Consider the following 26404-nt stretch of genomic DNA (forward strand, 5'->3'; position numbering starts at 1 on the left):
GCGCGAGGGTGAATCGAGTACCGCACTACTCGCGATCCGAGTCCCGAACCGGCGCAGGCTCGAAATGTGGCTCAACACAAACTCTTCTGCATTCCGGGCACCTGGGAGGCCGTGGCGGCGGCCGAGCGGCTCGGGCGGATCGAGCCGGGTTCGGAGATCGGAATGCTCACCGGTGTCACCGATCTGCTCGACCGCACGATCTTCGATGTGGTCTATGTCAACTATCCGGCGAGTGTCGGTCCGATACCGGGCGGCGGCGAGAGCGTGCTCGACGCGCTCGGCCACCCGTCGTATCGCGCCTCGCGCGATATGGCGATCGCCGAGGTGATCCGGCTGATCCGCGCGCACGAGGGCAGTTTCGGCCTGCTCGGCTACAGCCAGGGCGGGGCGGTCGCCTCGCTGGTGGGCCGGGAGCTGGTGTCGGGGTCGCTGCGCGCCCGCATGGGCGACTGCCGCTGGCTCCATGCCATCGCCTCACCGCACCGGGCCTCCGGCCAGACCTTCCCGCTCGGCAATCAGCTTGCCGGACAGGGCATTTCCTGCGATCCCACGGCCGATACCGGCAGCATCGACTGGTTCGACTACTGCCTGCCCGGCGACATCTACGGCGACGCGGATCCGGCCAGCACCTACCTGCGGCTGGGTTATGAACTGGCCGTGGAGCTTTCGCTGGTCGACCCGTTCGCCATGATCGCCGCCCTCGCCGAGGGCCTGCTGCGCGGCGGGCTGCGCGCGGCGATCACCGAACTCGGCGAGGATCCGCAGTCGATGATCCACAAGGTCGCGGTCACCGCCGCCACCCTGGTCACCTTCCAGCAGACCTTCCCGCACGACAAGTACGGTGTGCGCGAGATCGTTCCGGGCCTGACCGCGCTGCGGCATTCGGCCAATCATCTGAACTTCTGGGGCCTGCGCACACCGGTCACCGACGATATCCGGCCACCGGTGACCGCGCTGCTCTACCGCTGAGCGGCCCTACCCGCAGGCCGCCAGGTCGCCGGGCCCGTCACCACGTCGGAATCCGCGGAAGCCGAGGGCGCCGCCACCGCCGCCCCGACCAGTCCCACGGCGAAGATCGTGCCGAATCGCAGCCCGGCGGAGAATGTGCGCGAGGAACGGAACATCATCATCCTTTCATTGAGCAACTACTCGGATTCGAATGTCTGTAACTCTCTGTAACGCTACGGCTGGGCAGACGTTATCAGAGCGGACCGGATCGATCACACCGACAGCGGCACCAGCCGATGTGCCCGGTCGAACAGATAACGTTCGGCGACGCGGGCCGCGACCAGCGAGGCCAGGGCGCTCGCCGCGAGCTGCATATACATCACGACAATCTGATAGCGAATGGCCGTCATCGGATCCACGCCCGCCAGAATGAGACCCGTCATCGCGCCGGGCAGACTGATCAGCCCGACCACCTTCGTCGCATCGATGGTGGGCGCCAGCGCCGTGCGCAGCGCCGACCGGCGGAACGGCAGAAACGCCTCGCGTGCCGACAATCCCAGGCACAGTCGTGCCTCCACCGCGGGCCGCGCCGCCCGCGCATCCTCGTGCAGCCGCCGCAACGCGACACCACTGGCCTGCATCGCCCCGGATACGACCATGCCGCCCACCGGCACCACGACCCGCGCCTGCGTGGAGATGATTCCCAGCGCGATCAGGACTCCGATGGTGAGCACGGACCCGAAGGCGACGCCGATCGTCGCGGCCCGGATCGCATGCGGCAGCCCCGCGCCTCGTCGACCGGCGACCTGCCCGGCGATGACGATCATCAACACCACCCAGCCCAGCGCACCCGGTAATCCGGTGTGCCGGAACAGGATCAGCAGCACCGCGCCGACCGCGATCAACTGCACCCCGGCCCGGGCGGCGGCGATCACCAGCTCGCGGGTCAACCCCAGGCGCTGCCGGTAGGCGATGACCGCGGCCAGTGCGACCAGGACCAGCGAGGCCGCCACTCCGCCCCAGCCGGGGACCGAAAGACCCTGTGTCACTGCGTATTCCGTTCGTCCAGTGCGCCCAGCGGCGTCAGGCGGCCGCCCTCGAGCATCCAGATGTCGTCGGCCACCGCGCCCACGAAACCGCTGTCGTGGCTGACCAGCACCGCCGCGCCGCCCGCGCGGCAGTGCGCGCGAATCAGCTCCGCGATCACCGCGGCCGCCGCCTCGTCCAGCGCCGAGGTCGGCTCGTCGAGGATCAGCACCTCGGGCTCCACCGCCAGTTCGCGGGCCAGGCACACCCGTTGCGCCTCACCGCCGGACAGTTCGGCGCAGCGGCGATGAGCGAAGGCCTCGGGCAGGCCCACCCGGATCAACAGCTCGGCCACCCGCGACTCGGCCAGCTCGGGGCGGCCCACCCGCACCTCATCGATCACGAGATCGGTCAGCAGCACCGCCTGCTGCGGCACCAGCCCGATGCGGCGGCGCAGCGCCAGCACATCGAGCTCGGTGATCGGGACGTCGTCGAGCAGGATCCGCCCGGCGGTCGGCTCGTCGAGCCGGTTCAGCAGGCGCAGCAGCGTCGTCTTGCCGACCCCGCTCGGGCCGACGACGGCCGTACATCTGCCGCCCGGCACGGTGGCGTCGACATCGGCGAACACCGCCATCGACCCGCGGCTCACCCCGACCCGTTCCAGAACGATGCTGCGCACGGCCCCACCCTGCCGCACATCGTGCGGCGGCGCATCATGGACCCGCGCGAGCTGAAGGAATTCGCGGTGGCGCTATTCGGCCATCGGGTTATCGGCATCTGTTCGCCGCGCGACTGGCGGCGCCCGGGGACCGGGATCACACGCGGCGGCATTGCTGTCGGTCATCGGCTTCGGCTGGTTGTCCCTCGGCACCTCGGCCGGGATCCGGATCTTCACCGCCACCACATGAATTCCCTTGTGGCCAACCGACAGCGACCTGACAAGTTGTCCTCGAGGGCTTCACAGGTTCAGGCGGTTTCTATTAAGAATGAGTTGGACAGCTGGTTGCCGGTGGCGGGTGTGGGCGCCCGTACTGGCGGGGTGTGTAGTGGCCCTGGGGTTTTCGGGGCATCTGGTGACGGGGACGGCGCATGCCGAGGCCCCGGTGGCGGCGCCGGGCATCCCGGACTGGGGGCCGATATTGAAACCGGCGGCACCGCAGGGTCTCTCGCCGATCGCGCTCGCGCAGCAGATGCGGGCCGCCATCGAGAACGTCTCGCCCGGAACGAATCCGGGTATCGAGGTCGTCGACACCGCCACCGGAACCGAACTGGCCTCCCTCAACGCCGATTCGCAGTTCTACACCGCCTCGGTGGTCAAACTGCTCATCGCGATCGATGCCGCGGACGGTCAGGGCGGGGATCCCGATCCCGCGACCGCCGGGCAGATCCGGCAGATGCTCTCGGCCAGTGACGATTCCGTCGCCGATGTGCTCTGGGACGCCGACGGCGGGGACGCGATCATCGACCGCATGACCGCGCTGATCGGCCTGCCCGGCACCCAGCCGCCCGACGATCCCGACCAGTGGGGCGAAACCCGGACCACCCCACGGGATATCGTGACCATCTACCACTACCTCACCACGGCCGCCCCGCAGCCCGAGCGCGATCTCGTTCTCGGCGCGCTCGGCTCGATCAACGAGGTCGCCGCCGACGGCACCGACCAATACTTCGGCATTCCGGCCGCCCTGCCCGGCACCGACTGGGCGGTCAAACCCGGCTGGATGTCACTGGATTCGTCGACGACGCTCAACACCACCGGCCTGGTCGGCTCGACCGCGGAACCGCTGCGCTACGCGGTGGTGATCCTGACCAGCCAGCCCGCCGGAATCAGCTGGACCACCGGCGGCGCGGCCCTCACGGCGGGTGTCGGTGTGTTGCGCACCACGCTCGGATTGTGAATATCGCCGCTAGCATGCAGGCGTGGCAAAACTGAAGGTCTCCGTCGATGTGCCGATCTCACCCGACCAGGCGTGGTCGCATGCGTCCAATCTGCGCGAGCTCGACAAGTGGCTGGTCATGCACGAGGCCTGGCGGGGCGAGGTGCCCGAGGATCTCACGCCGGGCACCGAGCTGGTCGGCATCGCCTCGGTGAAGGGATTGCGCAATCGGGTGCGCTGGACCGTGCACACCGCCGAACCGCCGCGACGGCTGGCACTCAGCGGAAACGGTAAGGGCGGCACCAAGTTCGGGCTGCAGCTGCTGGTCGCCCCGGCGGCCGTGGGATCCTCCGTGACCGTGGACATCGATCTCGGCGGGCGGCCGCTGTTCGGACCGATCGGATCGACGGTCGCGCGGGCGCTCAAGGGCGATATCGACCGATCGCTGGCGCGCTTCGTCGAGCTCTATAGCTGAGCCGAGAACAGCCATTTACTTAACTGATCTCTGACGGTTAACCTCGGCTCACACAGAGCAAGAAGGGAACGTCACATGCAGATCAACAACGCCGTTGCCGTGGTGACTGGCGGGGCCTCCGGGCTGGGCCTGGCGACCGTCCGCGAATTGCACGGCCAGGGCGCCAAGGTCGTCATCCTCGACCTGCCGTCGTCGGGCGGCGAGGCCGTCGCCAAGGAACTCGGCGCGGTCTTCGCCCCGGCCGATGTGACCGATGAAGAGCAGGTCGCCGCGGCCCTGAACACCGCCGAGGGCCTCGGCGCCCTGCGCATCGCGGTGAACTGCGCGGGCATCGGCAACGCGATCAAGACGGTGGGCAAGAAGGGCGCGTTCCCGCTGGCCGAGTTCACCAAGATCGTCAACGTCAATCTGATCGGCACCTTCAACGTCATCCGCCTTGCGGCCGAACGCATCTCGGCCACCGAACCGGTCGGTGAGGAGCGCGGCGTCATCATCAACACCGCCTCGGTCGCGGCCTTCGACGGCCAGGTCGGTCAGGCCGCCTACTCCGCGTCCAAGGGCGGCATCGTCGGCATGACGCTGCCCATCGCGCGCGATCTGGCGGGCCTGAAGATCCGCGTGGTCACCATCGCCCCGGGGCTTTTCCACACCCCGTTGTTCGCCATGCTGTCCGATGAGGCCATCGCCTCGCTCGGTGCCCAGGTCCCGCATCCGTCGCGGCTCGGCGATCCGGCCGAATACGCCTCCCTCGCACGGCATATCGTCGAGAACCCGATGCTCAACGGCGAGACCATCCGCCTCGACGGCGCGATTCGCATGGCGCCGCGCTGAATTCGGGCCGCGCCGGTATCAACCGCCGACGGCCGTCGTATCCGACAGGCGCACCGTGGTATTCGCCCCCGCCGGGACCGGATCGGTCTTGACGTGCACCACACCCTCTCGGTCCTGCGGGTCGTACCACCAGCCGTTGGGTGAGCGGTCGAAGTCGGCGCGGTCGGCGCGCCGGGTCAGCGGGCCGGCGTCCGTGCGGACCGATACCGGGCCGGAGCCGGTGTGCACCGTGAGCTCATAGCGCCGCGACTGCGGTTTGCCTTGGTAGTCACCGACACTCGCGCCGATCTTCACCTCGACATCGCCGGGCCCCGACTTCGGCGCGCGCACCTGGAAGCTCTGCGTGGCCTGCTGGCCTCGCTGATACGCGCGGGTCACTCCGTCGTCCTCGATCAGGTCGAAGCTGTTCTCGCCGGTCGGATAGACATCCAGGTTCAGCACGCCCTTATCGCGGGTCTGCCAGGAATGGGTCCCCTCGGGCCACATCGGCACCACCGCGCCCGCGCGCACGAACAGCGGCAGGGTGTCCAGCGGGGCCGAATAGCCGTTGATGGTCCGGGGCCCGGTCCAGGTGTTACCGGTCCAGTAGTCGACCCAGGTGCCCTCCGGTAGATAGATATCGTTGCGGAGTTCGGTGTCGTCGTAGACGGGAGCGACGAGAAGGTCTTTACCACTCAGGAATTCGTAACGCGCCCGATCGCCCCAGGTGTTCGGATCGTTCGGATACTCGAGCGCCAGCGGCCGAATCTGGCCCACACCGGTGCGATTCGCCTCGACCGAATAGGTATAGGTGTAGGGCAGCAGTCTCTCCTTGAGCTCCAGGTACTTTCGATTGATCGACGTATAGGGCTCGCCGTAGCGCCACGGCTGCTTATCCTTCGGCGCCCAGCCGTCCATCGACATGATGGTGGGCAGCAACGCCTTCCACTGCAGATCGCGGGTGTAGGTTTCCGGGCTGCCGCCGAAGATGCCGTCGACATCACCGGTGTTGTAGGCGATTCCGGACATGGTCGCGCCCGCGTAGGTGGGGATCTGCCAGTGGATGTAGTCGTAGGAACCCGACTGGTCACCGCTCCACATCACCGCGCAGCGCTGCGCGCCCGCCCAGCTCACCGGTGTCCAGACGAAACCGCGCGCGTCGCTATTGTCCTCGATCCCGCGATGCGCGGAATCGCAACCGTCCAAGGCGAATTCGTATCCGGGGCCGACCCACGCCACATCCAGTTTGCGCACCCGCACGCCCGCCTTGACCTCCTCGGCCTGATTCGGCAGGCCGTTCTCGGTCCACAGCCCGAGCTGCATATTGTCCTTGCGCAGCCCCTCGCCGGCCTGCGGCAGATTCTCGTAACCGCAGCCGTAGCCGTCGTTGACGAGCATCCAGCCGTTCGGAATCCCGTTTCGCACATACTGATCGGCGATGCCGACCGCATCGAGGGTGTGCCGCTCGCCGCGATTGGCGTTGTGCAGGTAGCAGTCCGAATCGCCCATCTCCAGCCCGTAGATCGGCGGCAGGAAGGGCCGCCCGACCAACGCGGTATAGGCGGAGATCACACCCTTCAGGCCGTCGCCGACCACATAGACCGCGTCGAAGCGATGTTCCTTGTGCATGGTGCGCACCGGATTAGCGAAGGTGTACTCGCCGGGCGCGAACGTATTGCGCAGGACGCCATATCCCTTGCTGGACAGGTAGAACGGCTGCGAATTCGGTGCGCCGCCGTCGTTCCAGTTGTCGTCGGCGAAGATGCGCACGGTCTGATCGCGGTGACTGAACCGCCCGTTCTGCTCACCGCCGCCGAAGAACTGCTCGTCACCGGTGCGGGTGAGGGTCTGGGTGGTGGTGTCCTTGGTCCACGACAGCGGCTGCGCCTCGGACCAGATCTGCCGCGCGTCGGCGGTATCGAACAGCGCGAATCGCAGCGGATGTTTATAGGCGCGCAGGGTGAGCTTGCCGGTCGAGAGGGCCCAGTAGTCACCCTTGTCGGTCCGCCGCGGCGTGACCGGCGGCGTCGTGTTCGGCAGCATGATCTTGCCCGCGGCCGGATCGGTGAACTGCCCGTCCGGCGCCAGTTGCACCCGCACGGCCTCCGGATTCGGGAAGGCGACGCGGACCGCGGCCGCCCCGGCGCGCAGCATCACCGCGGCACCGTCGGCGGATATGCCGGTGAGGTCGCCCAACCGGCCGTCGCCGGTATCGGCCCCGGCCGCGGGCAGGGCGACCAGGACACCGGCGGTGATCAGTAACCCCAGGGCCAGGTGCGCGAGTCTGCGCATAACGGTCCCCTCTCACGCGCGTACGAGCATCGGACGTCCGTCCTGTATAGCGGGTCCGACACGACTACATGTAGCGAAATGGACTGGGCTACAGCGATTTTCACTGTTCGTTCACGGGACAACCCCTACTCGGGCCGATCGCTCCCGGCCGAGCCCCGGCAGCACATCCGGCGCGCCCCCGCCGCCCTCACGGCCGATCCCGCAGGTCAGCCCGACACCCTGCGGCGGCGCGCCGTGCCGTCGGCCGAAGATCGGAAATGAGCCGACTTTACGGCTGGACCGGACATAGTGGACAAATCATCGGAGCGGACCCAGCGAAGGCGGTGTGGGAGTTGCTCGTGCGGATGCGGTCGCTCAATCGGCGACAGATGGCTCTCATAGCGGTCGGCGCGGTGGCCGTCCTGCTGCTCGGGTCGATGGTCCTCGGTGCCGGGCGCGGCCAGCCGACGGGACTGCCACTGCGGGGACTTCCCGGAGAACATGTCGGCGCGGCCGCCCTGCCGACACTCGAACTACGGGTCGACGCCCGCGGCCACGATCCGCACGCCGTGCGGCTGAAGCTCGACGGCACGGAGGTGACCGGCCGAATCGACGGCGACGCGGTGCTCTATCACCCCGAGCACCTCGCCGACGGCACGCATACCTTCGCGGCCGAGATCCCGCCCGGTGGGCCGTTCGGATTCCTGCGCACCGGACCGGGCGCCTTCGCGACGTTCACCGTCCGGACTACGCCGCCCGAATTGGAATTGGCCGCAGCACAGTCCGCCCCGACCTCGTTCCGGCAGCCGATGACTGTGCGCGGCACCGCGATCGGCGCCGAACGCGTCCGCATCGGCGAGCAATCGGTGACCCCCGGACCCGACGGGCACTTCGAGATCTCGCTGCCGCACGCCCTGGTCGGCGCGGAGGTGGTCGCGGTCGACGTGGCCGGTAATCAGACCGTCCGCAAGATCGAGAACGGCATCGATCTGGGGCATATGAAGGCCGTGCATGTCACCGCCCATGCCTGGACCTACGACCCGATGCGGGAGGGGGTCCTCGACCTGGCCCGGCAGGGCCGGATCAACACCGTGCAGCTCGATATCAAGGATGAGGACGGCATCGTCGGCTACGACTCCCAGGTCCCCCTCGCCCGCGAGTCGGGCGCGGTCGAGAAGCTCTACGACGCCCCCGCCGTCCTGCGCCAACTGCACGACCTGGGCCTGCGCGTGGTGGGCCGGATCGTGGCCTTCCGGGACCCCATCGTCGCCGACTGGGCCTGGCATACGGGACATCAGGACTGGGTCATCCAGGACCCGTCCGGCAATCCGTACTCCAGCCGATACGGCCCGATCGCCTTCACCAACTTCGCCCATCCCGCGATCCGCGACTACAACATCGCCCTCGCGGTCGAGGCGGCCCGCCTCGGCTTCGACGGCATCATGTACGACTACGTCCGCCGCCCCGACGGCCCACTGTCGGCGATGGCGTTCCCCGGCCTGACCGACAATCCGAACGCCTCGATCGCCGATTTCCTTCGGCAGAGCCGAGATCCGGTGCACGACGCCGGCGCGCATCTGAGCGCGGCGGTCTTCGGCATCGCGGTCAACAGACCGGATGAGATCGCCCAGGACATCACCCTGATGTCCCGCTACGTCGACTACATCGCACCGATGGTGTACCCCTCCCATTGGAACCCCGGCGAATACAACGTCCCCAACCCCAACTCCGAGCCCTACGACATCGTCCTGCGCTCACTCCAGGACTTCCGCGCGCGCACCGCGGGTTCGACCGCGATCATCCTCCCGTGGCTCCAGGATTTCAGCCTTGGCGTGGCCTACGGCGATGCCGAGGTACGAGCCCAGATCGACGCCACCCGGGCCAGCGGAATCGACGGCTTCTTCCTCTGGAGCCCCGAAGTGAGCTACCACGAGGGCGCGCTCGGACCGAACTGAATCCGCACTACCGCCGCCGAGCCCACCGCCCCCGAGACCGCCACTGCCCGCGCGGAATCCGATCACTGAGCCCACCGTGATGCAGCGCCAACCCCAACAGCCCCGCGATGACAAGTGCCGAAACCCCATACGTCACCCCCTTCTCGGCAAGATCCAGGATCAAGGCAATGACGAACAGAACAGCAGCAACGATGGCCAACATGATGGAGAGATACCCACGAGCCCCGATTCACACCTCCGCACCCGCAACCCCCCTTGCCCCAACGCATTCGGCCCCTGATACCGGTCGGCGCCCCGGCCACCGATGAGTTCGGCGATCCAACGGAGTCCACACCTACAGGCCCACAAGCTGTGACCACGGTAGGGAGGACCCCATGAGCACCAACGCATTACCGCCCGTCGTCGACGCCGACACCTGGCAGCGTGAACTCGACGCGCTGCGTATCCGGGAAAAGGCCGCGACCCGGGAACTCGACGCGATCGCCGCCCAGCGACGCCGCCTGCCGATGGTCCGGATGCCGGACTACACCCTCCGCGGCGAGGAGGGCCCGGTCCGGCTGCTGGACCTCTTCGGCGGAATGTCGCAGCTGATCGTCTACCACCACATGTGGTTCCCGGGTGAGCAGTGGCAGTGCGGCGGTTGCACCGGATTCACTTCGCAATTCACCCGATTGGAATTCCTGAACAACTACGACGCCCGCTTCGTCATCGTCACCCAGGGCCCGATCGACGAGGCCCTCGCCTACAAGCGCCGAGTCGGAAACAAGATGTCCTGGTACTCCACCGCCGACAGCCCCTTCGGCACCGACGTCGGCGCCCCACCCGCCGGCGGCTTCGCGGTCAACATCTTCCTCCGCGACGGCGACACCGCCTACCGCACCTGGCACACCACCGGCCGCGGCACCGAACAACTCAGCCACTCCTTCGCCCTGATCGATGCGCTGCCGTTCGGACGTCAGGAGCAGTGGCAGGACTCTCCCACGGGCTGGCCCCAATCACCCACCTACACCCGCTGGAGCGACTCCCCCGACATCGCCGCCGCCTACGGCGACCCGGATGCGTGAATCCCACTGAAACGCCGAAGGCCCGGTCCGCGTGGACCGGGCCTTCGGAAGTGGAGCTGCCGGGAATTGAACCCGGGTCCTCCGCCGTGTCACCAGGGCTTCTCCGTGTGCAGTTCGCTGAGTCTCTGCTCGGATCTCTCGGTCACGCGAACAAGCCGAGATGACGATCCCAGTCGCTGTTTGTTGTCCCATCCGACTCCGCGACCGAGCCGAACGGTGAGCCTTCTAGCTGATGCCAGTGACCGGGCCGAAGGCGAACCCGGGCTGACAGACCCGCTCTACTGCTTAGGCAGCAAGAGCGAAGTCGCGCTTGACATTAGAGTCGGCGCTTATAAGGTTGCAGCGACGCTTACGGTGGTCTCCTGCCTGCACCGACACGCTTCCCCTGAATCAACGTACGCAGTCGAAACCGTTCAGCCCCGTCTGTGTCACCGATCCAGATGACTCCCGGCTTGTGAGCCGGGCTATTCATTGTAGCAGCTTCGGTTGAGCGTTCATTCCGCGCCCTCCCCCCGGCGTGGCGCGGGCCGCGTCGCCATACCCGTTCGGGCGCACCGGCTTTCATGCCGTGGCGATGAGTGCCACCGAACCCAATGCCAGGGCCATGCCGATCTTCTGCAACGGGCCCACCCGCTCCCCCAGCAACACCATCGCCAACAGCACGGTCGCGGCCGGATACAGGGAGCCGACGACGCTGACCAGCGAGAGCAGCGAGCCGTGGAAGGCGTAGAGCATCGCGACGTTGGCGATCACGTCCAGCACACTCACATAGGCCGCCAGCCGCAGTGGTTTCCCGGTCGGAGCCCGGAAATGGCCGGTGGCCACGGCCGCGATCCACACCACCAGGGTCGCGGCGACGCGGGAGGAGACCAGCGGCCAGAGCCCGGCCGGGCCGGCGGCCGCGTGCAGGAATACGAACGCGAAGCCGAAGGCGATGCCCGAGCCCACGGTCAGCAGCGCCACCCGCCGGTCGAAGCGCAGCTCCCGGCCGCCGGTGATCTCCTCGGTCACATCGTCGGGCGATTCCTTGCTGACCAGCGCGACGGCCAGCACCGCGCAGCCGATGCCCACATAGGCCGCCGGATTCGCGCGTTCCCCGGACAGCAGGCCGATCACCACCGGAACCCCGGCCACCAGCACCGCGGTCAGCGGCGATACGACGGCCATCGGACCGCTGGCCAGCGCCGCGTAGAACCACCACACGGCCAGCCCGCCGGCCACGCCCGCCGCGGCGCCCCAGGCCAGCGCGCCCACGTCCATCCGCGCGTCAACCAGCGGCGCGATCGCCACCATGAGCAGTACCGACAGCGGATAGGACACGATGACGACGCGCAGCGCGGAAACACGCCGCGAGGCGACCCCGCCGACGAAATCACTCACCCCGTAGCCGACGGCGGCGAGCAGGGCCAGCAGGACCGCGGTCAATGCATGCCCTTGACCCGACGGCCCAGCTCGCGCGTCACCTCCCGCTCCGCGGTGCGACGGGCCAGGTCGTGGCGCTTGTCGTAATCTTGTTTACCCTTGGCCAGCGCGAGTTCGACCTTGACCTTGCCGTCGGAGAAGTACATCGACAACGGGACCAGAGTCTGCGAGGACTCCTTGGTCTTACCGGTCAGCTTGTCGATCTCACGCCGATGCATCAGCAGTTTGCGGGTGCGTCGCGGGGAGTGATTGGTCCACGTGCCGTGCCCGTATTCGGGGATGTGCAGCCCGCGCAGCCACACCTCGCCGTCGTCGATCGTGGCGTAGGCGTCGACCAGCGACGCCTTACCCTCGCGCAGGCTCTTCACCTCGGTACCGACCAGCGCGACCCCGGCCTCGAACGTCTCCAGGATCGTGTAGTTGTGTCGCGCCTTCCGATTGGTGGCGATGACCTTGCGCCCGGTCTCCTTCATAACGACCAAGAATAGTTGCCGGGAGCAATCGTTTATTCCGCGCGTTCGCCGAAGGCGGACTACGCGCCCGCTGCGATGGTCCTGAGCTGTTCGAGCCCATCACGAATGTGGTCGGCGAAGGTCAGTTCGCGCGGGCCGTCCTGCCAACGTTCGAATGCGATCTTGAAGACCGCGATACCCGCCTCGGCCGTCAGACTCGCGGCCGGATCGGGCACGCCGCGGGTCCGCAGGGCCTCGGCCATGGCCGAGGAGAGCGCGGCAAGTTTGATCAGCTCACGTTCGCGCAGGCTCGGATTGGCGGCGATGACCTCTCGGCGCTGCCGGGCGTATTCGCGGCCGTTCTCCATTTCGGTCGCGACGGCCACCACGGCCGCCGCGACGGCATCGAAGGGAGCGACCGAATCCGGCGCCCCGGCGACGGTGTCCACCAGGATCCGGTGCAGCAGCTGCTGTCCCCCGAACAACACCTCGCGCTTATCGGTGAAGTGCCGGAAGAAGGTCCGCTCGGTCAGCCCGGCCCGCTCGGCGATCTCCGCGACGGTCGTGCGGTCGAAGCCACGTTCGCGATAGAGCTCCAGCGCCGCCCGTTCCAGCCGGCCACGCGAATTGGGCTCCCATCGACTCATGGCTCCGATAATAGGCGATGGCAGCCGCTGACATTGAGTGTTACATTGATGTCAGTGGCTGACATAGTCCTGTCGAAAGGTCTTTCAATGCGCGTATTCGTCACCGGCGCAACCGGTTTCATCGGTTCCGCCGTCGTTCCCGAACTGCTGCGGGCGGGTCATGAGGTGGTCGGCCTGGCTCGCTCGGACGCCTCGGCGCAGGCCCTGGTGGGCGCCGGGGCCGAGGTCCACCGCGGGTCACTGGACGATCTGGACGGCCTGCGGGCCGCCGCCTCGGCCGCCGATGGGGTCATTCATCTGGCCTTCGTCCACGACTTCGCCAACTTCGCGGAATCGGCCCGCACCGATCTGCGGGCCATCGAAAGCTTCGGCGAGGCATTGGCGGGTTCCGGCAGGCCGTTGGTCGTCGCCTCCGGAACGCTCATTCTGCGGGGAGCCGAAGAGGAGCCGTCCGAACTCTTCGGTCCGCGAATGGCAGGCGTCCGGGCGACGCTGGCCGCGGCCGAGCGCGGCGTCCGAGCCTCGGTCGTGGGCCTGCCGCCCTCGGTGCACGGCGACTCCGACGCCGGATTCGTCCCGCGCCTGATCCAGATCGCCCGCGAGACAGGCGTTTCCGGTTATGTCGGCGACGGCGCCAACCGGTGGCCCGCCGTCCATCGGTTCGACGCCGCCACCCTGTTCCGGCTGGCCGTCGAAAAGGCCCCCGCCGCAACGATATTGCCGACGGTCGCCGACGAGGGCATCCCGACACGCACGATCGCCGAGGTGATCGGACGCCGCCTGAACGTCCCGGCGACCTCCATCGAGCCCGAGAAGACCGTCGATCACTTCGGCTGGATCGGCCCGTTCTTCGCCCTCGAGGGCGCCGCCTCCAACGCCTCGACCCGCGAGTTGCTGGGCTGGGAACCCACCCGCCCCGGCCTGCTCGAGGACCTCGAGCAGGGCTACTACTTCGACGAGTAGGGCTCGCGCGGATCCAGCACCACCTGGGTGCCGGGCACCGCGGCGACCTGCAGTGTGCGCAACCGCAGCAGCGCCGGATTCTCCTCGAGCAGCCGGGCGGTATTGGCCAGCGACCGCAGGGCCGCGGCCTCGGCGCGGGCGCGCTCGAGATCGGCGCGGCCGCGCTCCTTGGCCAGCACCGTCTCCAATGCGGCCTTGCGCAATTCGCCCGGCAGCATCAGGTCGCGGGCGCGCAGGCTCGAGACCCGGATGCCGAGGTCGGCGACCGCGGCGGCCGCCTCATCGGCGCCGGACAGCAGCGTCCGATCGGCAATCAGCTCGTCGAGGGTGTGCGCGGCGACCTTGTCGCGGGCGGCCTCCTGCACGGCGGCATACAGCACCGACTCGGGGTACTGCGCGCCGACGGTGAAAGCGACCGGATCGGTGACGGTCCAGGCCGCGACGAAGCTGGCCCGGAGTGAAAGGCCGTCGCGGGTGAGGAGTTCCTGCCCGTTGACCTGGGTCTGGCGCGGACGCATATCGACCGCGACCAGCGTGCAGCGCCGCTCGTCGTAGCGGTGACGGCCCGGCTCGAGCACCTTGTCGAGCGTGCCGTCGCGGTAGAGCAGCGTGCGCTGCCAATCCATGATGGTGATGTACATAACGGAACTCCTTCCCTCACAACGGATTCGGCATGGTTTCGACGCGGATACGCCCTGTCCGGTCACGATGTCGCGGCGGGGGCGTCCCCCGCACGAGGCGGGGAGCCCGCAGAGCCACGGCCTCGCGGACGACCGGAACAGGGCGCACCGGAAGGGAATTGAACCCCGGCAGAATTAAAAGGTCTGCGTCAACCAATGACGTGGCCCGCACCGGATATGGGGAACGCGGGCCGGAGATTCCGGTGCGCCCCTTGGTAGCGGCCCATCGACTACGGTAGATCCCGTGCCGTCCTCGGCGCGAGCGATTTTCGCGAGGCTGCGGGAGAATGCGGCTGCGACGGCGCCGCGATACCGAGCGATCACGGCCTCGGGCCGCATTCTCGACGATCTCACCGATCGGCAGCTGCGTGGTCTGCTGGCCGCCCTGTATTACGAGGACCCGTGGGTGAGGCATGGGCCGCCGAGCGAGAGGGATGGCGTACGGCGCTGGACTGGAGTCGGTAGCCCGCCCGTTCAACCGCCGGGCCGGACCTCCAGATACAGGATCAGCACCGAGATCCACACCAGCAGCAGCACCACGGTGGATGCGCGCGGGCGTCCGCGCACCGGGCGGGAGTGCGGTCGCAGCCAACCCGCGTCGACCGTGCCCTCGACCCGGCGAGTGGGGGCGCGCACGAAGTCCGGGGTGTCGTCGGGACCGGAATCGGAGCTCTGATCGTCGCTGCGATCGTCACCGCGGTGATCGTGGTGCATGGCGGCACACGCTATCCGGAGTGGGCTGTGCACGTGCGGGATTCGAACCGCACGCCGGATATCTCGAGCATTCCCCGCGCCTTATCCGCTCGGCCGCACCTGCAGGTAGAGGACCAGCACCGCCACCCAGACCGCCATCAGCAGCATGGTCGACAGGCGCGGACCGCCGAGCAGTTTCCGCGACCGCAGCCGACGAGATCGAGCGGGCCGGTCGGCCGTGAAGACGACGCTGTCCGCGGGCAGGCCGTCCCCCAGGATCACCTCGTCGTCACCGAGCGCCATATTCAACACGGTACCCGGATAGGCAGTATCAATAACGCAGTTCAGACCCCCTGGGCATGTCCGACCGAACCGGTCGATCGCCCATTTTGGACATGCACGCCGGAAGCACTTCCCGCGCAATCATTCTCGGCCGGTCCGATCAGTACCCTTCGTCAGGCGGCGGCTCGAAATCCCAGTCCGGCGGTGGTTCGTGATCCCAGTTGTCCGAGGGCGGCGGTGTCTGCTCCGCCGCGGCGAAGCGTGAGGGCGCCGGGGCGGGGCGAGTGCCGGACGACGGGCGGGACTTGGCCGCGCGCGGCGGCGCGGCAGCGGGCGCGGGCGCGTCGCCGCCCTCGGCGACCGCCTGCAGCACGCCCTCTCCGTATTTGGCGCGCTTGTTCTCACCGATACCGCTGATCGTGCCCAGCTCGTCGAGCGTCGTGGGCTTGCGAGCGGCGATCTCGCGCAGCGTCGCATCGTGGAATACGACATAGGCCGGGACGCCCTGCTCCTTCGAGACCGCGGCGCGCCAGGCCCGGAGGCGTTCGAACAGGCCGGCGTCGCCGGGGGCGAGTTCCGCCGCGAGCCGAGAGGTCTTGGCGCGCGGCGCCTTTGCCGCCTTGACCCGCTCGGGCTCGCGACGCAGCATCACCTTGCGACCGCGGAACAGCACCTCGTCGCTGTCCTCGGTGAGGGTGAGCACGCCGTATTCACCGTGCACCGCGAGCAACCGTTGCGCCAGCAGCTGACGAATCGCCCCGCGCCACTCCGTATCCCGCAGATCCGCGCCGGCGCCGAACACCTTCAGCTCGTGGTGGCCGTGCTGCACCACCTTCGGACTCGATTTGCCCAGCAGGATATCGATGATCTGCCCGGCCCCGAAGCTCTGGCCGCGTTCGCGTTTGAGCCGCAGCACCGCTGAGAGCACCTTCTGCGCGGCGACCGTGCCGTCCCAGGATTCGGGCGGATTGGCGCAGGTGTCGCAGTTGCCGCACGTCTCGCCGGGCTGGCCGAAGTAGGCCAGCAGCTGGGTGCGGCGGCATTGCACCGTCTCGCACAGCGCGAGCATGGCGTCCAGATGCAGCTGCAGCTGCCGCCGATGCGCCGCGTCGCCGTCGGAGTTCTCGATCAGCTTGCGTTGCTGCACAACATCATTGAGGCCGTAGACCATCCAGGCCGTGGACGGCTGACCGTCGCGGCCCGCGCGGCCGGTCTCCTGGTAGTACCCCTCCACCGATTTCGGCAGATCCAGATGGGCGACGAAGCGCACATCGGGCTTATCGATGCCCATGCCGAACGCGATGGTCGCGACCACGACCAGCCCATCCTCGCGCAGGAAGCGGGCCTGATTGGTCGCCCGGGTCCGGTTGTCCAGGCCCGCGTGATAGGGCAGCGCCGGAACGCCGTTGCGGGACAGGAATTCGGCGGTCTTCTCCACCGAATTGCGCGACAGGCAGTACACGATGCCGGCGTCGCCGGGGTATTCGGCCTGGATGAAGGAGAGGAGCTGCTGTTCGGGCCGGTTCTTCGGCTCGATACGGTATTGGATATTGGGCCGGTCGAAGCTCGCGACGAAATGCTTGGCGCCGGTGAGGTCCAGGCGTTCGGCGATCTCCTTGCGGGTGCCCTCGGTGGCGGTCGCGGTCAGCGCGATGCGCGGCACGTCCGGCCAGCGTTCGTGCAGCACCGACAGCGCCAGATAGTCCGGCCGGAAGTCGTGACCCCACTGCGATACACAGTGCGCCTCGTCGATGGCAAAGACCGCCACCTTCGCGCGGTCCAGCAGCTGCATGGTCGATTCCAGGCGCAGCCGCTCCGGCGCGAGATACAGCAGATCCAGCTCGCCGGAAACGAATTGGGCCTCGACCTCGCGGCGCTGATCCGGGAATTGGGTCGAATTCAGAAAGCCCGCCCGCACACCCAGCGCGGTCAGCGCGTCGACCTGATCCTGCATGAGCGCGATCAGCGGCGAGATCACCACGCCGACCCCGGGCCGCACCAGCGCGGGAATCTGATAGCACAGCGATTTACCGCCACCGGTCGGCATCAGGACGAGTGCGTCACCGCCCGAGACCACCTGCTCGACGATCTCGTGCTGCAGCCCACGGAAGGTGTCGTAACCGAACACCCGTCGTAGAACCTGGTGCGCCGCATCGGAATTGGCGGCCGCGCCGGCCTGATCGGAGGTCGTCTCGAGCGTCTCGGGGAAACTCACCCTGGCCATCCTACGGATCTGTGGTCGGTGCGAAAGGGGTTGGCGCACAGCCGCACCCTTTGTTGCACATCGCACCCTTTATCGAGCGGGTTCCGGCCAAAAGCGCGCCGGAAACATGAGAAGAAGGTGTGGCGCCGGAAACATGAGAGGGAAGTACGGCGCCGGAACCACGGGAAAGAGGTACCGCGCATCACTCACGCACGTAGTAACGCAAGGTCCCGTAAGCCGTGAGCGCCGCGAAGACGATGCCCACCGGCACGATCGTCATCGCCACGATCACAATGTCGTCGCCGGTGATGCGCGGAAACACCTTGGAGGCGAACAGATCACCGAGCGCCCGGTCGATCACCAGCGGCCGGGCCGCCAGCAATCCCAGCAGCGCCAGCACCGAACCGGCCAGCGCCGCGGCGACCGCCTCCAGCAGGAACGGCAGCTGGGTGTACCAGCGGGTGGCGCCGACCAGCCGCATGATGCCCACCTCGGTGCGCCGCGTGAACGCCGCGATCTGCACCATGTTCGCGATCAGCAGTAGCGCCGCCAGCGCCTGCAGCACCGCCAGACCGAACGCCGCATTGCGCAGCCCGTCGAACAGGCTCACCAGCCGGTCGACGATGTCCTTGTCGTTGCGCACGAAGCCGACGCCGGGACGACCCTGGAACTTCTGGAAGATCAGCGGATACTGCGAGGCGTCGGTCATCTTCACCCGCAGCGAGGCGGGCAGCGGCGACTGGCTCACGTATTCGGCCAGTTCCGGCTGATCCTTGAAGGTCTTCTCCTTGGCCTCGCGAATCGCGTCCTCGCGGTTGAGGAACTGCACGGTCACCACGCCGGGGGTCGCCTTCAGATCCGACATCAGTGTCTTGCACGGATCCTTGGAACAGTCCGGATCCGAGGCCGACACATCCTCGGTCATGTACAGCCGCACCTCGAGCCGGTCGAGGAAGTACTGCTCGGTCTTGTCGGCCATCCGCACGGCGAGCAGACCGCCGCCGACCATGGTCAGCGAGACGGCGATGGTCAGGATCATCGCGACGGTCATGGTGACGTTGCGGCGCAGGCCGTTGAAGACCTCGCCGAACAGGAAGCTGGCGCGCATTACCGGCCCACCCCGTACACGCCGGTGGCCTCGTCGCGCACGAGTCGCCCGCGATCGAGCTCCACCACGCGCCGCCGCATGGCGTCGACGATGTGGTTGTCATGGGTCGCCATGAGCACCGTCGTGCCCGTGCGATTGATCCGTTCCAACAGCGTCATGATGTCCTGACTGGTCTCCGGGTCGAGGTTGCCGGTGGGCTCGTCGGCGAGCAGGACCAGCGGCCGGTTCACGAACGCTCGCGCGATCGCCACGCGCTGCTGTTCACCACCGGACAACTCGCTCGGCAGCCGATCCGCCTTTCCGGACAGGCCGACCAGATCCAGCGCCTCGGGCACCGCGCGGCTGATGAACTTGCGATTCTTACCGATCACCTCGAGCGCGAAGGCCACGTTCTGCTCGACGGTCTTCTGCTGCAGCAGCCGGAAATCCTGGAACACACAACCGATGCGCTGGCGTAGCTTGGGCACCTTGCGCCCAGGTAGTCGATCGACCCGGAAATCGGATACGTGCACCTCGCCGGAGGTGGGCCGCTCCTCTTTGAGCAGCAATCGCATGAACGTCGACTTGCCCGAACCGGACGGCCCGATGATGAAGACGAACTCGCCCTTGGCGATCTCGACGGTAACGTTGTCCAGCGCGGGTCGCGTCGAGGTCTGATAGGCCTTGGTGACGTTCGTCAACGTGATCACGGGGAGCCAGTGTAGTCAGCGAATCGGCGACGTTCCTGTGACCACACTTCGCGATGCGAATTGTCGCAGTTACGCCACAGCCAACTCACCGGCCCGGGGTCGGCGTAATCATCGATTTCGTAATCGTATTCGCGATCGGGAAGTACCCGGCGTTGGTGGGCGTAGCGGGCTTGACGAACAGATACAGCACGAACGTGACGACCCAGACAGCAATGAGGATCGCCGTCGACTTACGCGTTTTCACTCATGCCTTCCCGGCGCAGCGCCGCGGCCACCCGCACGCGCAGCTCGCGACCGACTTCGAATTGTTTGCCCGGCAATGTCCGGGCGACCATTCTGATGTTCATCTGATCGACCGTGAGGTCCTCGAGGCCCATGACAGTGGGCTCGTCCAGCAGCAGCGTCTTGAGCCTGCGGTCCTGGAACGCCTGGGAGCCCACCTCGTGCAGGATCTCGTTGACCTTGGTGATGTCGGCGGTCGCCGGCACCGGGACGTCGATCGCGGCGCGGGCCCAATCCTTGGACAGATTGGTGACTTTCACGATCTGGCCGTTCGGCACCGTGATCACCTCGCCGTCGGCGTTGCGTAGCGTGGTGATCCGCAATGTGACGTCCTCCACCGTACCTTCGGCCGGTTCGGCCTGGCCGGTGACCGCGATGCGCACCACATCACCGAAGCCGTACTGCCGTTCGGTGATCAGGAAGAATCCGGCCAGCAGATCCTGCACCACGCGCTGGGCGCCGAAACCGACCGCGGCACCGATGACGGCGGCGGGCGCCACCAGACCGCCGATCGGGAAACCGAAGCGGCGCAACACTTCCAGGCCCACCAGGAAGTAGACCAGCGACAGCAACACCCAGGTGACGACCTGCGCCAGCGCGTGCCGATGTTTGGCCGCCTCGGAGCGGACCAGCGAATCGCTGCTCTGGAATCCGGCGTCGATCTTGCGAGTGATCCGATCGCGCACGGAGGTCGCGAAGCGGCTGAACAGCATCGCGCCGACCACATACAGCACGATCTCGAGGCCGTTGCCGCGCAGCCAGGAGGTGATATCGGCCCCGCTACTCGCCGCAAGCTGACCGGTCATCGACGCACCCGCCCGTCCATACCGTCCGGAATCGTTCCGTCGCCGAAATACACGTGTGACAGGCTACTACGGGTAACGGGTCGATCACACGTCGTGATTGCGCCGTGATTGCGGATACTGTGGCGTTACTCTTCGGCGCCCTGGCGCATGCGCCACCGGATGCCCTCCTCGATGAACGCGTCGATCGCGCCGTCGAGCACCGAAGTGGGGTTGTTCTCCTCGTAGTTGGTGCGCAGATCCTTGACCATCTGATACGGATGCAGCACGTACGAACGCATCTGGTTGCCCCAGGACGCGCCCTCGTTGGTCTTGAGCGCGTCCATCTCGGCGCGCTCCTCCTGCCGCTTACGTTCGAGCAGTTTGGCCTGCAGCACGCGCATGGCCGAAACCTTGTTCTGCAGCTGCGATTTCTCGTTCTGGCAGGTCACGACGACGCCGGTCGGAATGTGGGTGAGGCGGACCGCGGAGTCGGTGGTGTTGACGCTCTGCCCACCCGGGCCCGAGGAGCGGTACACGTCGACCCGGATCTCGGATTCGGGGATCTCGATATGGTCGGTCTGCTCGACCACCGGCAGCACCTCGACCTCGGCGAAGGAGGTCTGGCGGCGGCCCTGGTTGTCGAAGGGGCTGATCCGGACGAGGCGATGAGTGCCCATCTCCACCGAGAGCGTGCCGTAGGCATAGGGAATCTTGACCGCGAAGGTGGCGCTCTTGATACCCGCCTCTTCCGCGTAGGAGGTGTCGTAGATCTCAACCGGGTACTTGTGCCGCTCGGCCCAGCGCACATACATGCGCATCAGCATCTGCGCCCAGTCGGCGGCGTCGACGCCACCCGCACCCGAGCGGATGTTGACCAGCGCCTCGCGCTTGTCGTATTCACCCGACAGCAGCGTGCGCACCTCCATCGCCTCGACGTCGGCGTGCAGCGCGGTGCGCTCGGCATCGGCCTCGGCCAGGACCGAGGTGCGGGCGTCGCCCAGCTCCTCTTCGGCCAGTTCGTAGAGCACGTAGAGATCGTCGAGGCGCTCACGCAGCTTGGTGACGCGAGCCAATTCGTTCTGGGCATGGGACAGTTCGCTGGTGACCCGCTGCGCATGCTCCTGGTCGTTCCACAGCTCCGGATCGCCGGCCTGCTGCTGGAGTTCATCGATCCGGCGGCGCAGCTCGTCGATATCCAGCACCGACTCGATGGTCTTCAAGGTGGTGTCGAGTTCGGCGAGATCAGCGGAGACGTCAGGATGCACGATGCTCCAATCTACCGGGCGGCCTGGCCTGCGGTGAAATACGGCGAGCCCGCAGCGGGGCGTCAGCCCGATACGGCGCGTAATCCGCCGGGGCGGCGTCCGATCAACGCGTCGAGCGCGGCTGCGGTGGCCGCATCGGCGGGCAGGTCTACCAGGATGTGCTGATCGTCGTCGGCGGACAGTTCCAGCCGTTCGTAGGCCAGGCGCAGCGGGCCCGCCTCCGGATGGTTCATGCGCGTGACGCCGCTGTCGTCGGGCAGTCCGGCGACCGATGTCATGCGGTCGGCGAATTCCCTTCCGGCGGTGAGGGTCAGCTCCTCGATCAGCGAGACCACCATCGGATTGGACCGGTACGGGCCCTGTTTGAGGGTGGCCACCGTCTTGTCGGCCTTGTGCTCCCAGTCCGGATAGGCGAGGCGGGCACGCGGATCGGTGAACAGATAGCGCGGGAAGTTGGCGGGCAGGCCCGCATCGAGCTGACCGGTCGGGCCGACCAGCCGGCGATAGCCATCGGTGCAGGCCAGCACCTCGCCGAGCCGGTTGAGCACCGCGGCCGGCGCGGGCTCGAGCTGATCGAGCAGGGCTCGGACCGCCGGGCGCACAGTTCGATTGGGGTGCGGGCTGCCGTTGCAGCTGAAGCCCGGTTCCGCGCCCTTGGCCAACCGGTGCAGATGCACGCGCTGGCTCGGCGTCATGCCCATCGACTCCGCGAGCGCCGTGAGCACGGCCGCCGAGGGATGGCGGTCGCGGCCCTGTTCGAGCCTCGTCAGATACTCCACGCTCACTCCGGCCAGCGTCGCCAGCTCGGCCCGGCGCAGGCCCGGGGTGCGGCGGCGCGGGCCGGTCGGCAGGCCGACCTGCGCGGGCGTGACCTTCTCGCGCAGGCCGCGCAGGAACGCACCCAGATCGTTATCGCTCACTCCCCGACCGTACTTCGGCCGTCGAGCCCGGAGGGTGGCCCTGTCACTACTACGCTCGGCACGGCCTCCCCGCGTGATCATCCGCGCGGCAGAGTCGGGACAGGCGGCCGAGCGGCCGTCGTCCTCGATTCCAAGGAGAGCCGAAATGTCCAGCACCACACTGCGACTCGCGGTCGTCATCGCCAGCGTCCGGGAGGGCCGATTCGGACCGGTGGTGGCGCACTGGTTCGCCGAGCAGGCGCGGCGCCACGACGGATTCGAGGTGGACGTGATCGATCTGGCCGAGGCGACGCTGCCGCTGGCGCTGCCCGCGGTCTCGCCGCTGATCGAACCCGATCCGCCGCGCCCGGCGGGCATGGTGGATCTGACCCGCCGACTGGGCCTGGCCGATGCCATCGTGATCGTGACCCCCGATATCAACCGCAGTTATCCGGGATCGCTGAAAACCGCCATCGATTGGCATTTCACCCAGTGGGACCGCAAGGTCGTCGGCTTCGTCGGTTACGGCGGCTCCAGCGGCGGGCTGTATGCGATCGGGCATCTGCGCGAGGTGTTGAACGAACTCAACGCACACACCGTGCGTACCTATATCTCGTTCCCGCGCTACTTCGAACTGTTCGACGCAGAGGGCACGCTGCACGAACCCGCCGGACCGGAGGCGGCCGCGGCGTCGATGCTCGAGCATCTGCGGTGGTGGGCGGGGGCGCTGGCCGAGGCGCGGGCGGCCGCGATCTGAGCCTGTCCCACAGGACGTGCTCGGATTTTGCGGTTATCCTGACTGCCGACTTCGGTTAGCCGAAAAGAGCAGGTCCCGGAGAAAACAGGAGTGACATGGGATACACGGCCGAGCAGCAACAGGGAGCGTGGATCGAGGCGATCGCGATGGTCGAGGCCCTGCGCGCGGGCAACAAACCCCTCGCCCGCCAAGTCCTCACCACCAGCCCCCACCCCGCCCCCGTCCTGGACGGACTCCTACGCCTGACCTCGGTCCTGCTCCACAGCATCCCGCCCAATCAAATCGACAGCCTCCTCACCATCGCCTACCGCTCCGACCCTCCCCCACCAATCCCCCACCAGCCCTAGCCTCATCGGCACCCGAGGCACGAACGCTCTGCCCGTCGGAGACCACACCTGTGCTCCCGACGGCCCACCCGGTGTGCCATGCCCACCGCGCCCCAAGTTCCACCCGTCCGATGTTCTACCCCGCCCCACGTTCCACCCCGCGCCACCATGTGCCACCCCGCGCCACCACGTTCCATCACGTGCCACCCATGTCCGACATCCCCCACCACCCATGTCCCACCCCGCCCTACCCCATGTCCCTGAGCGAAGCGAAGGGTCAATACGCTTGCCACGTGACCGAGCATTCCCGTGATCTCGACCTGGCGCTGCAGTTGGCCGATGAAGCCGATGCGATCACCCGTGCGCGATTCGGCGCGCTGGATCTGAAGGTCGACAGCAAGCCGGATCTCACGCCCGTCTCGGATGCCGATCTCGCGGTGGAGAAGGCGCTGCGGGCGACGCTGGCGCGGGAGCGGGCCACGGATGCCGTACTGGGTGAGGAGTTCGGCGGCTCGGCCGAATTCGCGGGGCGGCAGTGGGTCATCGATCCGATCGATGGGACCAAGAACTTCGTGCGCGGGGTGCCGGTGTGGGCAACGCTGATTGCGCTCCTCGAGGATGGGGTGCCGGTGGTGGGTGTGGTGAGCGCCCCGGCGCTGGCCCGGCGGTGGTGGGCCGCGGCGGGCTCGGGCGCTTGGACCCGCTTCGAATCCGAAGCGCCCCGACCGATCTCGGTATCCGCGGTGCGTGAGGTGGGTGCGGCGAGCCTGGCCATCTCGAGCCTCTCCGGCTGGCGTGACCTGGGCTTGCGCGATGAGTTGATCGCCCTCACCGACCAGGTCTGGCGCACCCGCGGCTACGGCGACTTCTTCAGCTACTGCCTGCTCGCCGAGGGCGCGGTCGATATCGCGACCGAACCCGAAGTCTCACTCTGGGATCTGGCACCGCTGGATGTCCTTGTCCGCGAGGCGGGTGGCAGCTTCACGGCCCTGGACGGCGCCCCGGGCCCGCACGGCGGCAGCGCCGTGGCCACGAACGGCCTATTGCACGACGAGGTTCTGTCGCGGCTGCGCCCCTGAGTCGCCGTCACCCGAGACGCTTCAGCTGCGGCCACAGGGTCGACCAGTCCGCACGCGGAGTGCAGACGTCGAGTGGCGCGTCCTGTTCGTCGTTATCGATGCCGATACCGTTGTCGACGTGCCCTGCCGGTCGGATGTCGGCGCAGAACTCGGTGAGGCGCTCCTTGGGGATGCCGACCGTCAGGACGGGCGTGGCCGCGGGCGGCGGCCCCCACCACCAGTACGCGTTGTGGCCGCTGTGCGGAGTGGGCAAACCGTAAGCGGCGCCGAAGCGTTCGATGGCCCCGGCCTCGCCGTAGTTGGCCGTCAGGATCGGCGCCGAGGGGGCATGACGCGTCCGGGCCTCGGCGACCCGGTGGACGAACTGTGGCCAGCCGATGGTCTCGCCCGCATCGTAATTCACTGCCAGAACGGGTGAATCGCGCAGTGCGGGGACGGACAGCACCGGCAGGAACAGCACGGCCGACGTGGCGATCTGCACGGCGAGCGCGGGAACCAGCACCGCCCAGGCCTTTCGATGCCGGCCCAGCCACGCCGCCAGCGGAACCGACCCGGCGGCCAGCAGCGGTGGATACATTCCACCCAGGTAGTAGGCCTTACCCCCGGCCGCCAGGAACACCGCGAACAGCAGCACATACGCGACGGCGACCGCCCGATATCGAGGCTCCCGCCACAGCCGCCACCACCCGAGAACCCAGAGCGGCACCAGCAGCGCCCCCATCAGAACCAGCTGCAGCAGAACGAAATCCAGTCGAGAATTCGAGGTCCCCGACGAGCCGCCCGCGATGGCCCGGCTCAACTGCCACTGCGGCCAGCCGTTGCGCGCCTGCCACCACAGAAACGGCGCCCAGATCAGGACCGCGATCCCGATCGCCAGCGGGAAGTACCTGGTGGCGAACACCTTTCGCGGCCCGGCCAGTAGCAGCGCGACCACCAGCGCCGACGCGGGAAACACCAGCAGCACCTTGTTCAGCAGGCCGACACCCATCAGCACACCGACCATCGGCCACCACCGCGGATCACCGCCCTCGCGCAACAGCCGCAACACCACGACCACGATCGCGGACCACACGGCCAGATCGAAGGCCGTGGTCCCCAGCAGATGCCCCGCCCCCACGATCAGCGCCGACGACGCCACCACACCCGCGGCCAGCGTCTGCGCGCCGCGCCCGCCGCCCATTTCCCGGGCCGTCCACCCTGCGCACAGCACCACCACGACCATCGCCGCGATCGCGGGAATCCGCAGCAGCACCAGCGAATTCGGATCGATCGCCGCCATGGCCCGTGCCACCAGCGGTGTCAGCGGCGGCTGGTCGGCATATCCCCAGTCCAGGTGCCGCCCGGCCGCGAGGAAGTACATCTCGTCCCGGTGATATCCGTACCGATCGGCGAACGCCGCCATGACCAACGCGAAAACCGCCGCGACCCAGTACATTCCACCCCAAC

28 protein-coding genes and 1 other RNA gene are annotated in these 26404 nt (G+C 67.7%); 10 read left to right on the plus strand and 19 right to left on the minus strand.

What is annotated here, in order from left to right:
• Nucleotides 1-66: 66 nt before the first annotated feature.
• On the plus strand, nucleotides 67-969 hold the full coding sequence (locus ACIA76_RS10500; protein WP_397150845.1) for a hypothetical protein: 903 nt from the start codon (nucleotides 67-69) through the stop codon (nucleotides 967-969).
• Here the strand turns inward: ACIA76_RS10500 and ACIA76_RS10505 are convergent.
• The 3 genes from ACIA76_RS10505 to ACIA76_RS10515 all read right to left on the minus strand — a co-directional run bounded on the left by ACIA76_RS10505 (nucleotide 960) and on the right by ACIA76_RS10515 (nucleotide 2653).
• Nucleotides 960-1130, minus strand: a complete 171-nt coding sequence (locus ACIA76_RS10505) for a hypothetical protein (protein ID WP_397150847.1) — start codon at nucleotides 1128-1130, stop codon at nucleotides 960-962. The genes ACIA76_RS10500 and ACIA76_RS10505 overlap by 10 nt on opposite strands.
• Before the next feature lie 90 nt (nucleotides 1131-1220).
• Nucleotides 1221-1997 carry an ABC transporter permease gene (locus ACIA76_RS10510; RefSeq protein WP_397150849.1) on the minus strand — a complete coding sequence of 259 codons (777 nt, stop codon included), beginning with the start codon at nucleotides 1995-1997 and terminating at the stop codon, nucleotides 1221-1223.
• Nucleotides 1994-2653 carry an ATP-binding cassette domain-containing protein gene (locus ACIA76_RS10515; RefSeq protein WP_397150851.1) on the minus strand — a complete coding sequence of 220 codons (660 nt, stop codon included), beginning with the start codon at nucleotides 2651-2653 and terminating at the stop codon, nucleotides 1994-1996. Before ACIA76_RS10515 ends, ACIA76_RS10510 begins: the two co-directional genes overlap by 4 nt.
• Nucleotides 2654-2960: 307 nt before the next feature.
• Here ACIA76_RS10515 and ACIA76_RS10520 point away from each other — a divergent pair, with 307 nt between their 5' ends.
• The 3 genes from ACIA76_RS10520 to ACIA76_RS10530 all read left to right on the plus strand — a co-directional run bounded on the left by ACIA76_RS10520 (nucleotide 2961) and on the right by ACIA76_RS10530 (nucleotide 5157).
• Nucleotides 2961-3872 (plus strand): serine hydrolase, encoded by a 912-nt coding sequence (locus ACIA76_RS10520; protein ID WP_397150853.1) that lies wholly within the window; start codon nucleotides 2961-2963, stop codon nucleotides 3870-3872.
• A 22-nt stretch (nucleotides 3873-3894) separates the two neighbouring features.
• A complete protein-coding gene (locus tag ACIA76_RS10525) occupies nucleotides 3895-4326 on the plus strand; it encodes an SRPBCC family protein (protein ID WP_397150855.1) in 432 nt (143 codons plus the stop codon).
• A gap of 75 nt (nucleotides 4327-4401) precedes the next feature.
• Entirely contained in the window at nucleotides 4402-5157 is a 756-nt protein-coding gene (locus tag ACIA76_RS10530) for a 3-hydroxyacyl-CoA dehydrogenase (protein WP_397150857.1), read from the plus strand.
• Nucleotides 5158-5175: 18 nt separating this feature from the next.
• Here ACIA76_RS10530 and ACIA76_RS10535 read toward each other — a convergent pair whose 3' ends face one another.
• A complete protein-coding gene (locus ACIA76_RS10535; protein ID WP_397150859.1) occupies nucleotides 5176-7428 on the minus strand; it encodes a TIM-barrel domain-containing protein in 2253 nt (750 codons plus the stop codon).
• A gap of 344 nt (nucleotides 7429-7772) precedes the next feature.
• Here ACIA76_RS10535 and ACIA76_RS10540 point away from each other — a divergent pair, with 344 nt between their 5' ends.
• Both ACIA76_RS10540 and ACIA76_RS10545 read left to right on the plus strand, forming a co-directional pair.
• A complete protein-coding gene (locus tag ACIA76_RS10540) occupies nucleotides 7773-9362 on the plus strand; it encodes a putative glycoside hydrolase (protein ID WP_397151907.1) in 1590 nt (529 codons plus the stop codon).
• A gap of 374 nt (nucleotides 9363-9736) precedes the next feature.
• Nucleotides 9737-10426, plus strand: a complete 690-nt coding sequence (locus ACIA76_RS10545) for a DUF899 domain-containing protein (RefSeq protein WP_397150861.1) — start codon at nucleotides 9737-9739, stop codon at nucleotides 10424-10426.
• A gap of 48 nt (nucleotides 10427-10474) precedes the next feature.
• Here the strand turns inward: ACIA76_RS10545 and ssrA are convergent.
• The 4 genes from ssrA to ACIA76_RS10565 form a co-directional block, all read right to left on the minus strand.
• Nucleotides 10475-10847, minus strand: a transfer-messenger RNA (tmRNA) gene (gene ssrA / locus ACIA76_RS10550).
• A gap of 140 nt (nucleotides 10848-10987) precedes the next feature.
• Nucleotides 10988-11851 (minus strand): EamA family transporter, encoded by an 864-nt coding sequence (locus ACIA76_RS10555; protein WP_397150863.1) that lies wholly within the window; start codon nucleotides 11849-11851, stop codon nucleotides 10988-10990.
• Entirely contained in the window at nucleotides 11848-12321 is a 474-nt protein-coding gene (smpB, locus tag ACIA76_RS10560) for an SsrA-binding protein SmpB (RefSeq protein ID WP_397150865.1), read from the minus strand. The genes ACIA76_RS10555 and smpB overlap by 4 nt, the downstream gene beginning before the upstream one ends.
• Before the next feature lie 59 nt (nucleotides 12322-12380).
• On the minus strand, nucleotides 12381-12947 hold the full coding sequence (locus ACIA76_RS10565; RefSeq protein ID WP_397150867.1) for a TetR family transcriptional regulator: 567 nt from the start codon (nucleotides 12945-12947) through the stop codon (nucleotides 12381-12383).
• A gap of 87 nt (nucleotides 12948-13034) precedes the next feature.
• Between ACIA76_RS10565 and ACIA76_RS10570 the strand changes: the two genes are divergently transcribed.
• Nucleotides 13035-13910, plus strand: coding sequence for an SDR family oxidoreductase (locus ACIA76_RS10570; protein ID WP_397150869.1), 876 nt, complete (start codon nucleotides 13035-13037; stop codon nucleotides 13908-13910).
• Here ACIA76_RS10570 and ACIA76_RS10575 read toward each other — a convergent pair.
• The 10 genes from ACIA76_RS10575 to ACIA76_RS10620 form a co-directional block, all read right to left on the minus strand.
• Nucleotides 13895-14551 (minus strand): slipin family protein, encoded by a 657-nt coding sequence (locus ACIA76_RS10575; RefSeq protein ID WP_397150871.1) that lies wholly within the window; start codon nucleotides 14549-14551, stop codon nucleotides 13895-13897. The genes ACIA76_RS10570 and ACIA76_RS10575 overlap by 16 nt on opposite strands.
• Before the next feature lie 513 nt (nucleotides 14552-15064).
• Nucleotides 15065-15304, minus strand: a complete 240-nt coding sequence (locus ACIA76_RS10580) for a hypothetical protein (protein WP_397150873.1) — start codon at nucleotides 15302-15304, stop codon at nucleotides 15065-15067.
• An 81-nt stretch (nucleotides 15305-15385) separates the two neighbouring features.
• Nucleotides 15386-15586: a hypothetical protein gene (locus ACIA76_RS10585; protein WP_397150875.1), complete on the minus strand. Its 201-nt coding sequence runs from the start codon at nucleotides 15584-15586 to the stop codon at nucleotides 15386-15388.
• A gap of 139 nt (nucleotides 15587-15725) precedes the next feature.
• Nucleotides 15726-17789 carry a DNA helicase RecQ gene (gene recQ, locus ACIA76_RS10590; protein WP_397150877.1) on the minus strand — a complete coding sequence of 688 codons (2064 nt, stop codon included), beginning with the start codon at nucleotides 17787-17789 and terminating at the stop codon, nucleotides 15726-15728.
• Between the two features lie 181 nt (nucleotides 17790-17970).
• Entirely contained in the window at nucleotides 17971-18876 is a 906-nt protein-coding gene (gene ftsX / locus ACIA76_RS10595; RefSeq protein ID WP_397150879.1) for a permease-like cell division protein FtsX, read from the minus strand.
• The gene (gene ftsE / locus ACIA76_RS10600) at nucleotides 18876-19565 is read right to left on the minus strand and encodes a cell division ATP-binding protein FtsE (protein ID WP_397150881.1); all 690 of its coding nucleotides are present in this window, start codon (nucleotides 19563-19565) and stop codon (nucleotides 18876-18878) included. Before ftsE ends, ftsX begins: the two co-directional genes overlap by 1 nt.
• Nucleotides 19566-19650: 85 nt before the next feature.
• Nucleotides 19651-19809 carry a hypothetical protein gene (locus ACIA76_RS10605; protein WP_397150884.1) on the minus strand — a complete coding sequence of 53 codons (159 nt, stop codon included), beginning with the start codon at nucleotides 19807-19809 and terminating at the stop codon, nucleotides 19651-19653.
• Nucleotides 19796-20653, minus strand: a complete 858-nt coding sequence (locus ACIA76_RS10610; protein ID WP_397150886.1) for a mechanosensitive ion channel family protein — start codon at nucleotides 20651-20653, stop codon at nucleotides 19796-19798. Before ACIA76_RS10610 ends, ACIA76_RS10605 begins: the two co-directional genes overlap by 14 nt.
• A 125-nt stretch (nucleotides 20654-20778) precedes the next feature.
• On the minus strand, nucleotides 20779-21897 hold the full coding sequence (gene prfB, locus ACIA76_RS10615; protein WP_397150888.1) for a peptide chain release factor 2: 1119 nt from the start codon (nucleotides 21895-21897) through the stop codon (nucleotides 20779-20781).
• 62 nt (nucleotides 21898-21959) lie between these two features.
• Nucleotides 21960-22817: a helix-turn-helix transcriptional regulator gene (locus ACIA76_RS10620; RefSeq protein ID WP_397150890.1), complete on the minus strand. Its 858-nt coding sequence runs from the start codon at nucleotides 22815-22817 to the stop codon at nucleotides 21960-21962.
• 145 nt (nucleotides 22818-22962) lie between these two features.
• On the opposite strand from ACIA76_RS10620, the gene ACIA76_RS10625 reads away from it, so the two are divergent.
• The 3 genes from ACIA76_RS10625 to hisN all read left to right on the plus strand — a co-directional run bounded on the left by ACIA76_RS10625 (nucleotide 22963) and on the right by hisN (nucleotide 24958).
• Nucleotides 22963-23553: an NADPH-dependent FMN reductase gene (locus tag ACIA76_RS10625; protein WP_397150892.1), complete on the plus strand. Its 591-nt coding sequence runs from the start codon at nucleotides 22963-22965 to the stop codon at nucleotides 23551-23553.
• Between the two features lie 95 nt (nucleotides 23554-23648).
• Nucleotides 23649-23900: a hypothetical protein gene (locus ACIA76_RS10630; RefSeq protein ID WP_397150894.1), complete on the plus strand. Its 252-nt coding sequence runs from the start codon at nucleotides 23649-23651 to the stop codon at nucleotides 23898-23900.
• Between the two features lie 272 nt (nucleotides 23901-24172).
• Nucleotides 24173-24958, plus strand: a complete 786-nt coding sequence (gene hisN, locus ACIA76_RS10635; protein ID WP_397150896.1) for a histidinol-phosphatase — start codon at nucleotides 24173-24175, stop codon at nucleotides 24956-24958.
• A gap of 7 nt (nucleotides 24959-24965) precedes the next feature.
• Here the strand turns inward: hisN and ACIA76_RS10640 are convergent, their stop codons facing one another.
• Nucleotides 24966-26393 carry an ArnT family glycosyltransferase gene (locus tag ACIA76_RS10640; RefSeq protein WP_397150899.1) on the minus strand — a complete coding sequence of 476 codons (1428 nt, stop codon included), beginning with the start codon at nucleotides 26391-26393 and terminating at the stop codon, nucleotides 24966-24968.
• Nucleotides 26394-26404 lie beyond the last annotated feature (11 nt).

Source organism: Nocardia sp. NPDC051570 (assembly GCF_044454005.1).
Taxonomy (GTDB): domain Bacteria; phylum Actinomycetota; class Actinomycetes; order Mycobacteriales; family Mycobacteriaceae; genus Nocardia.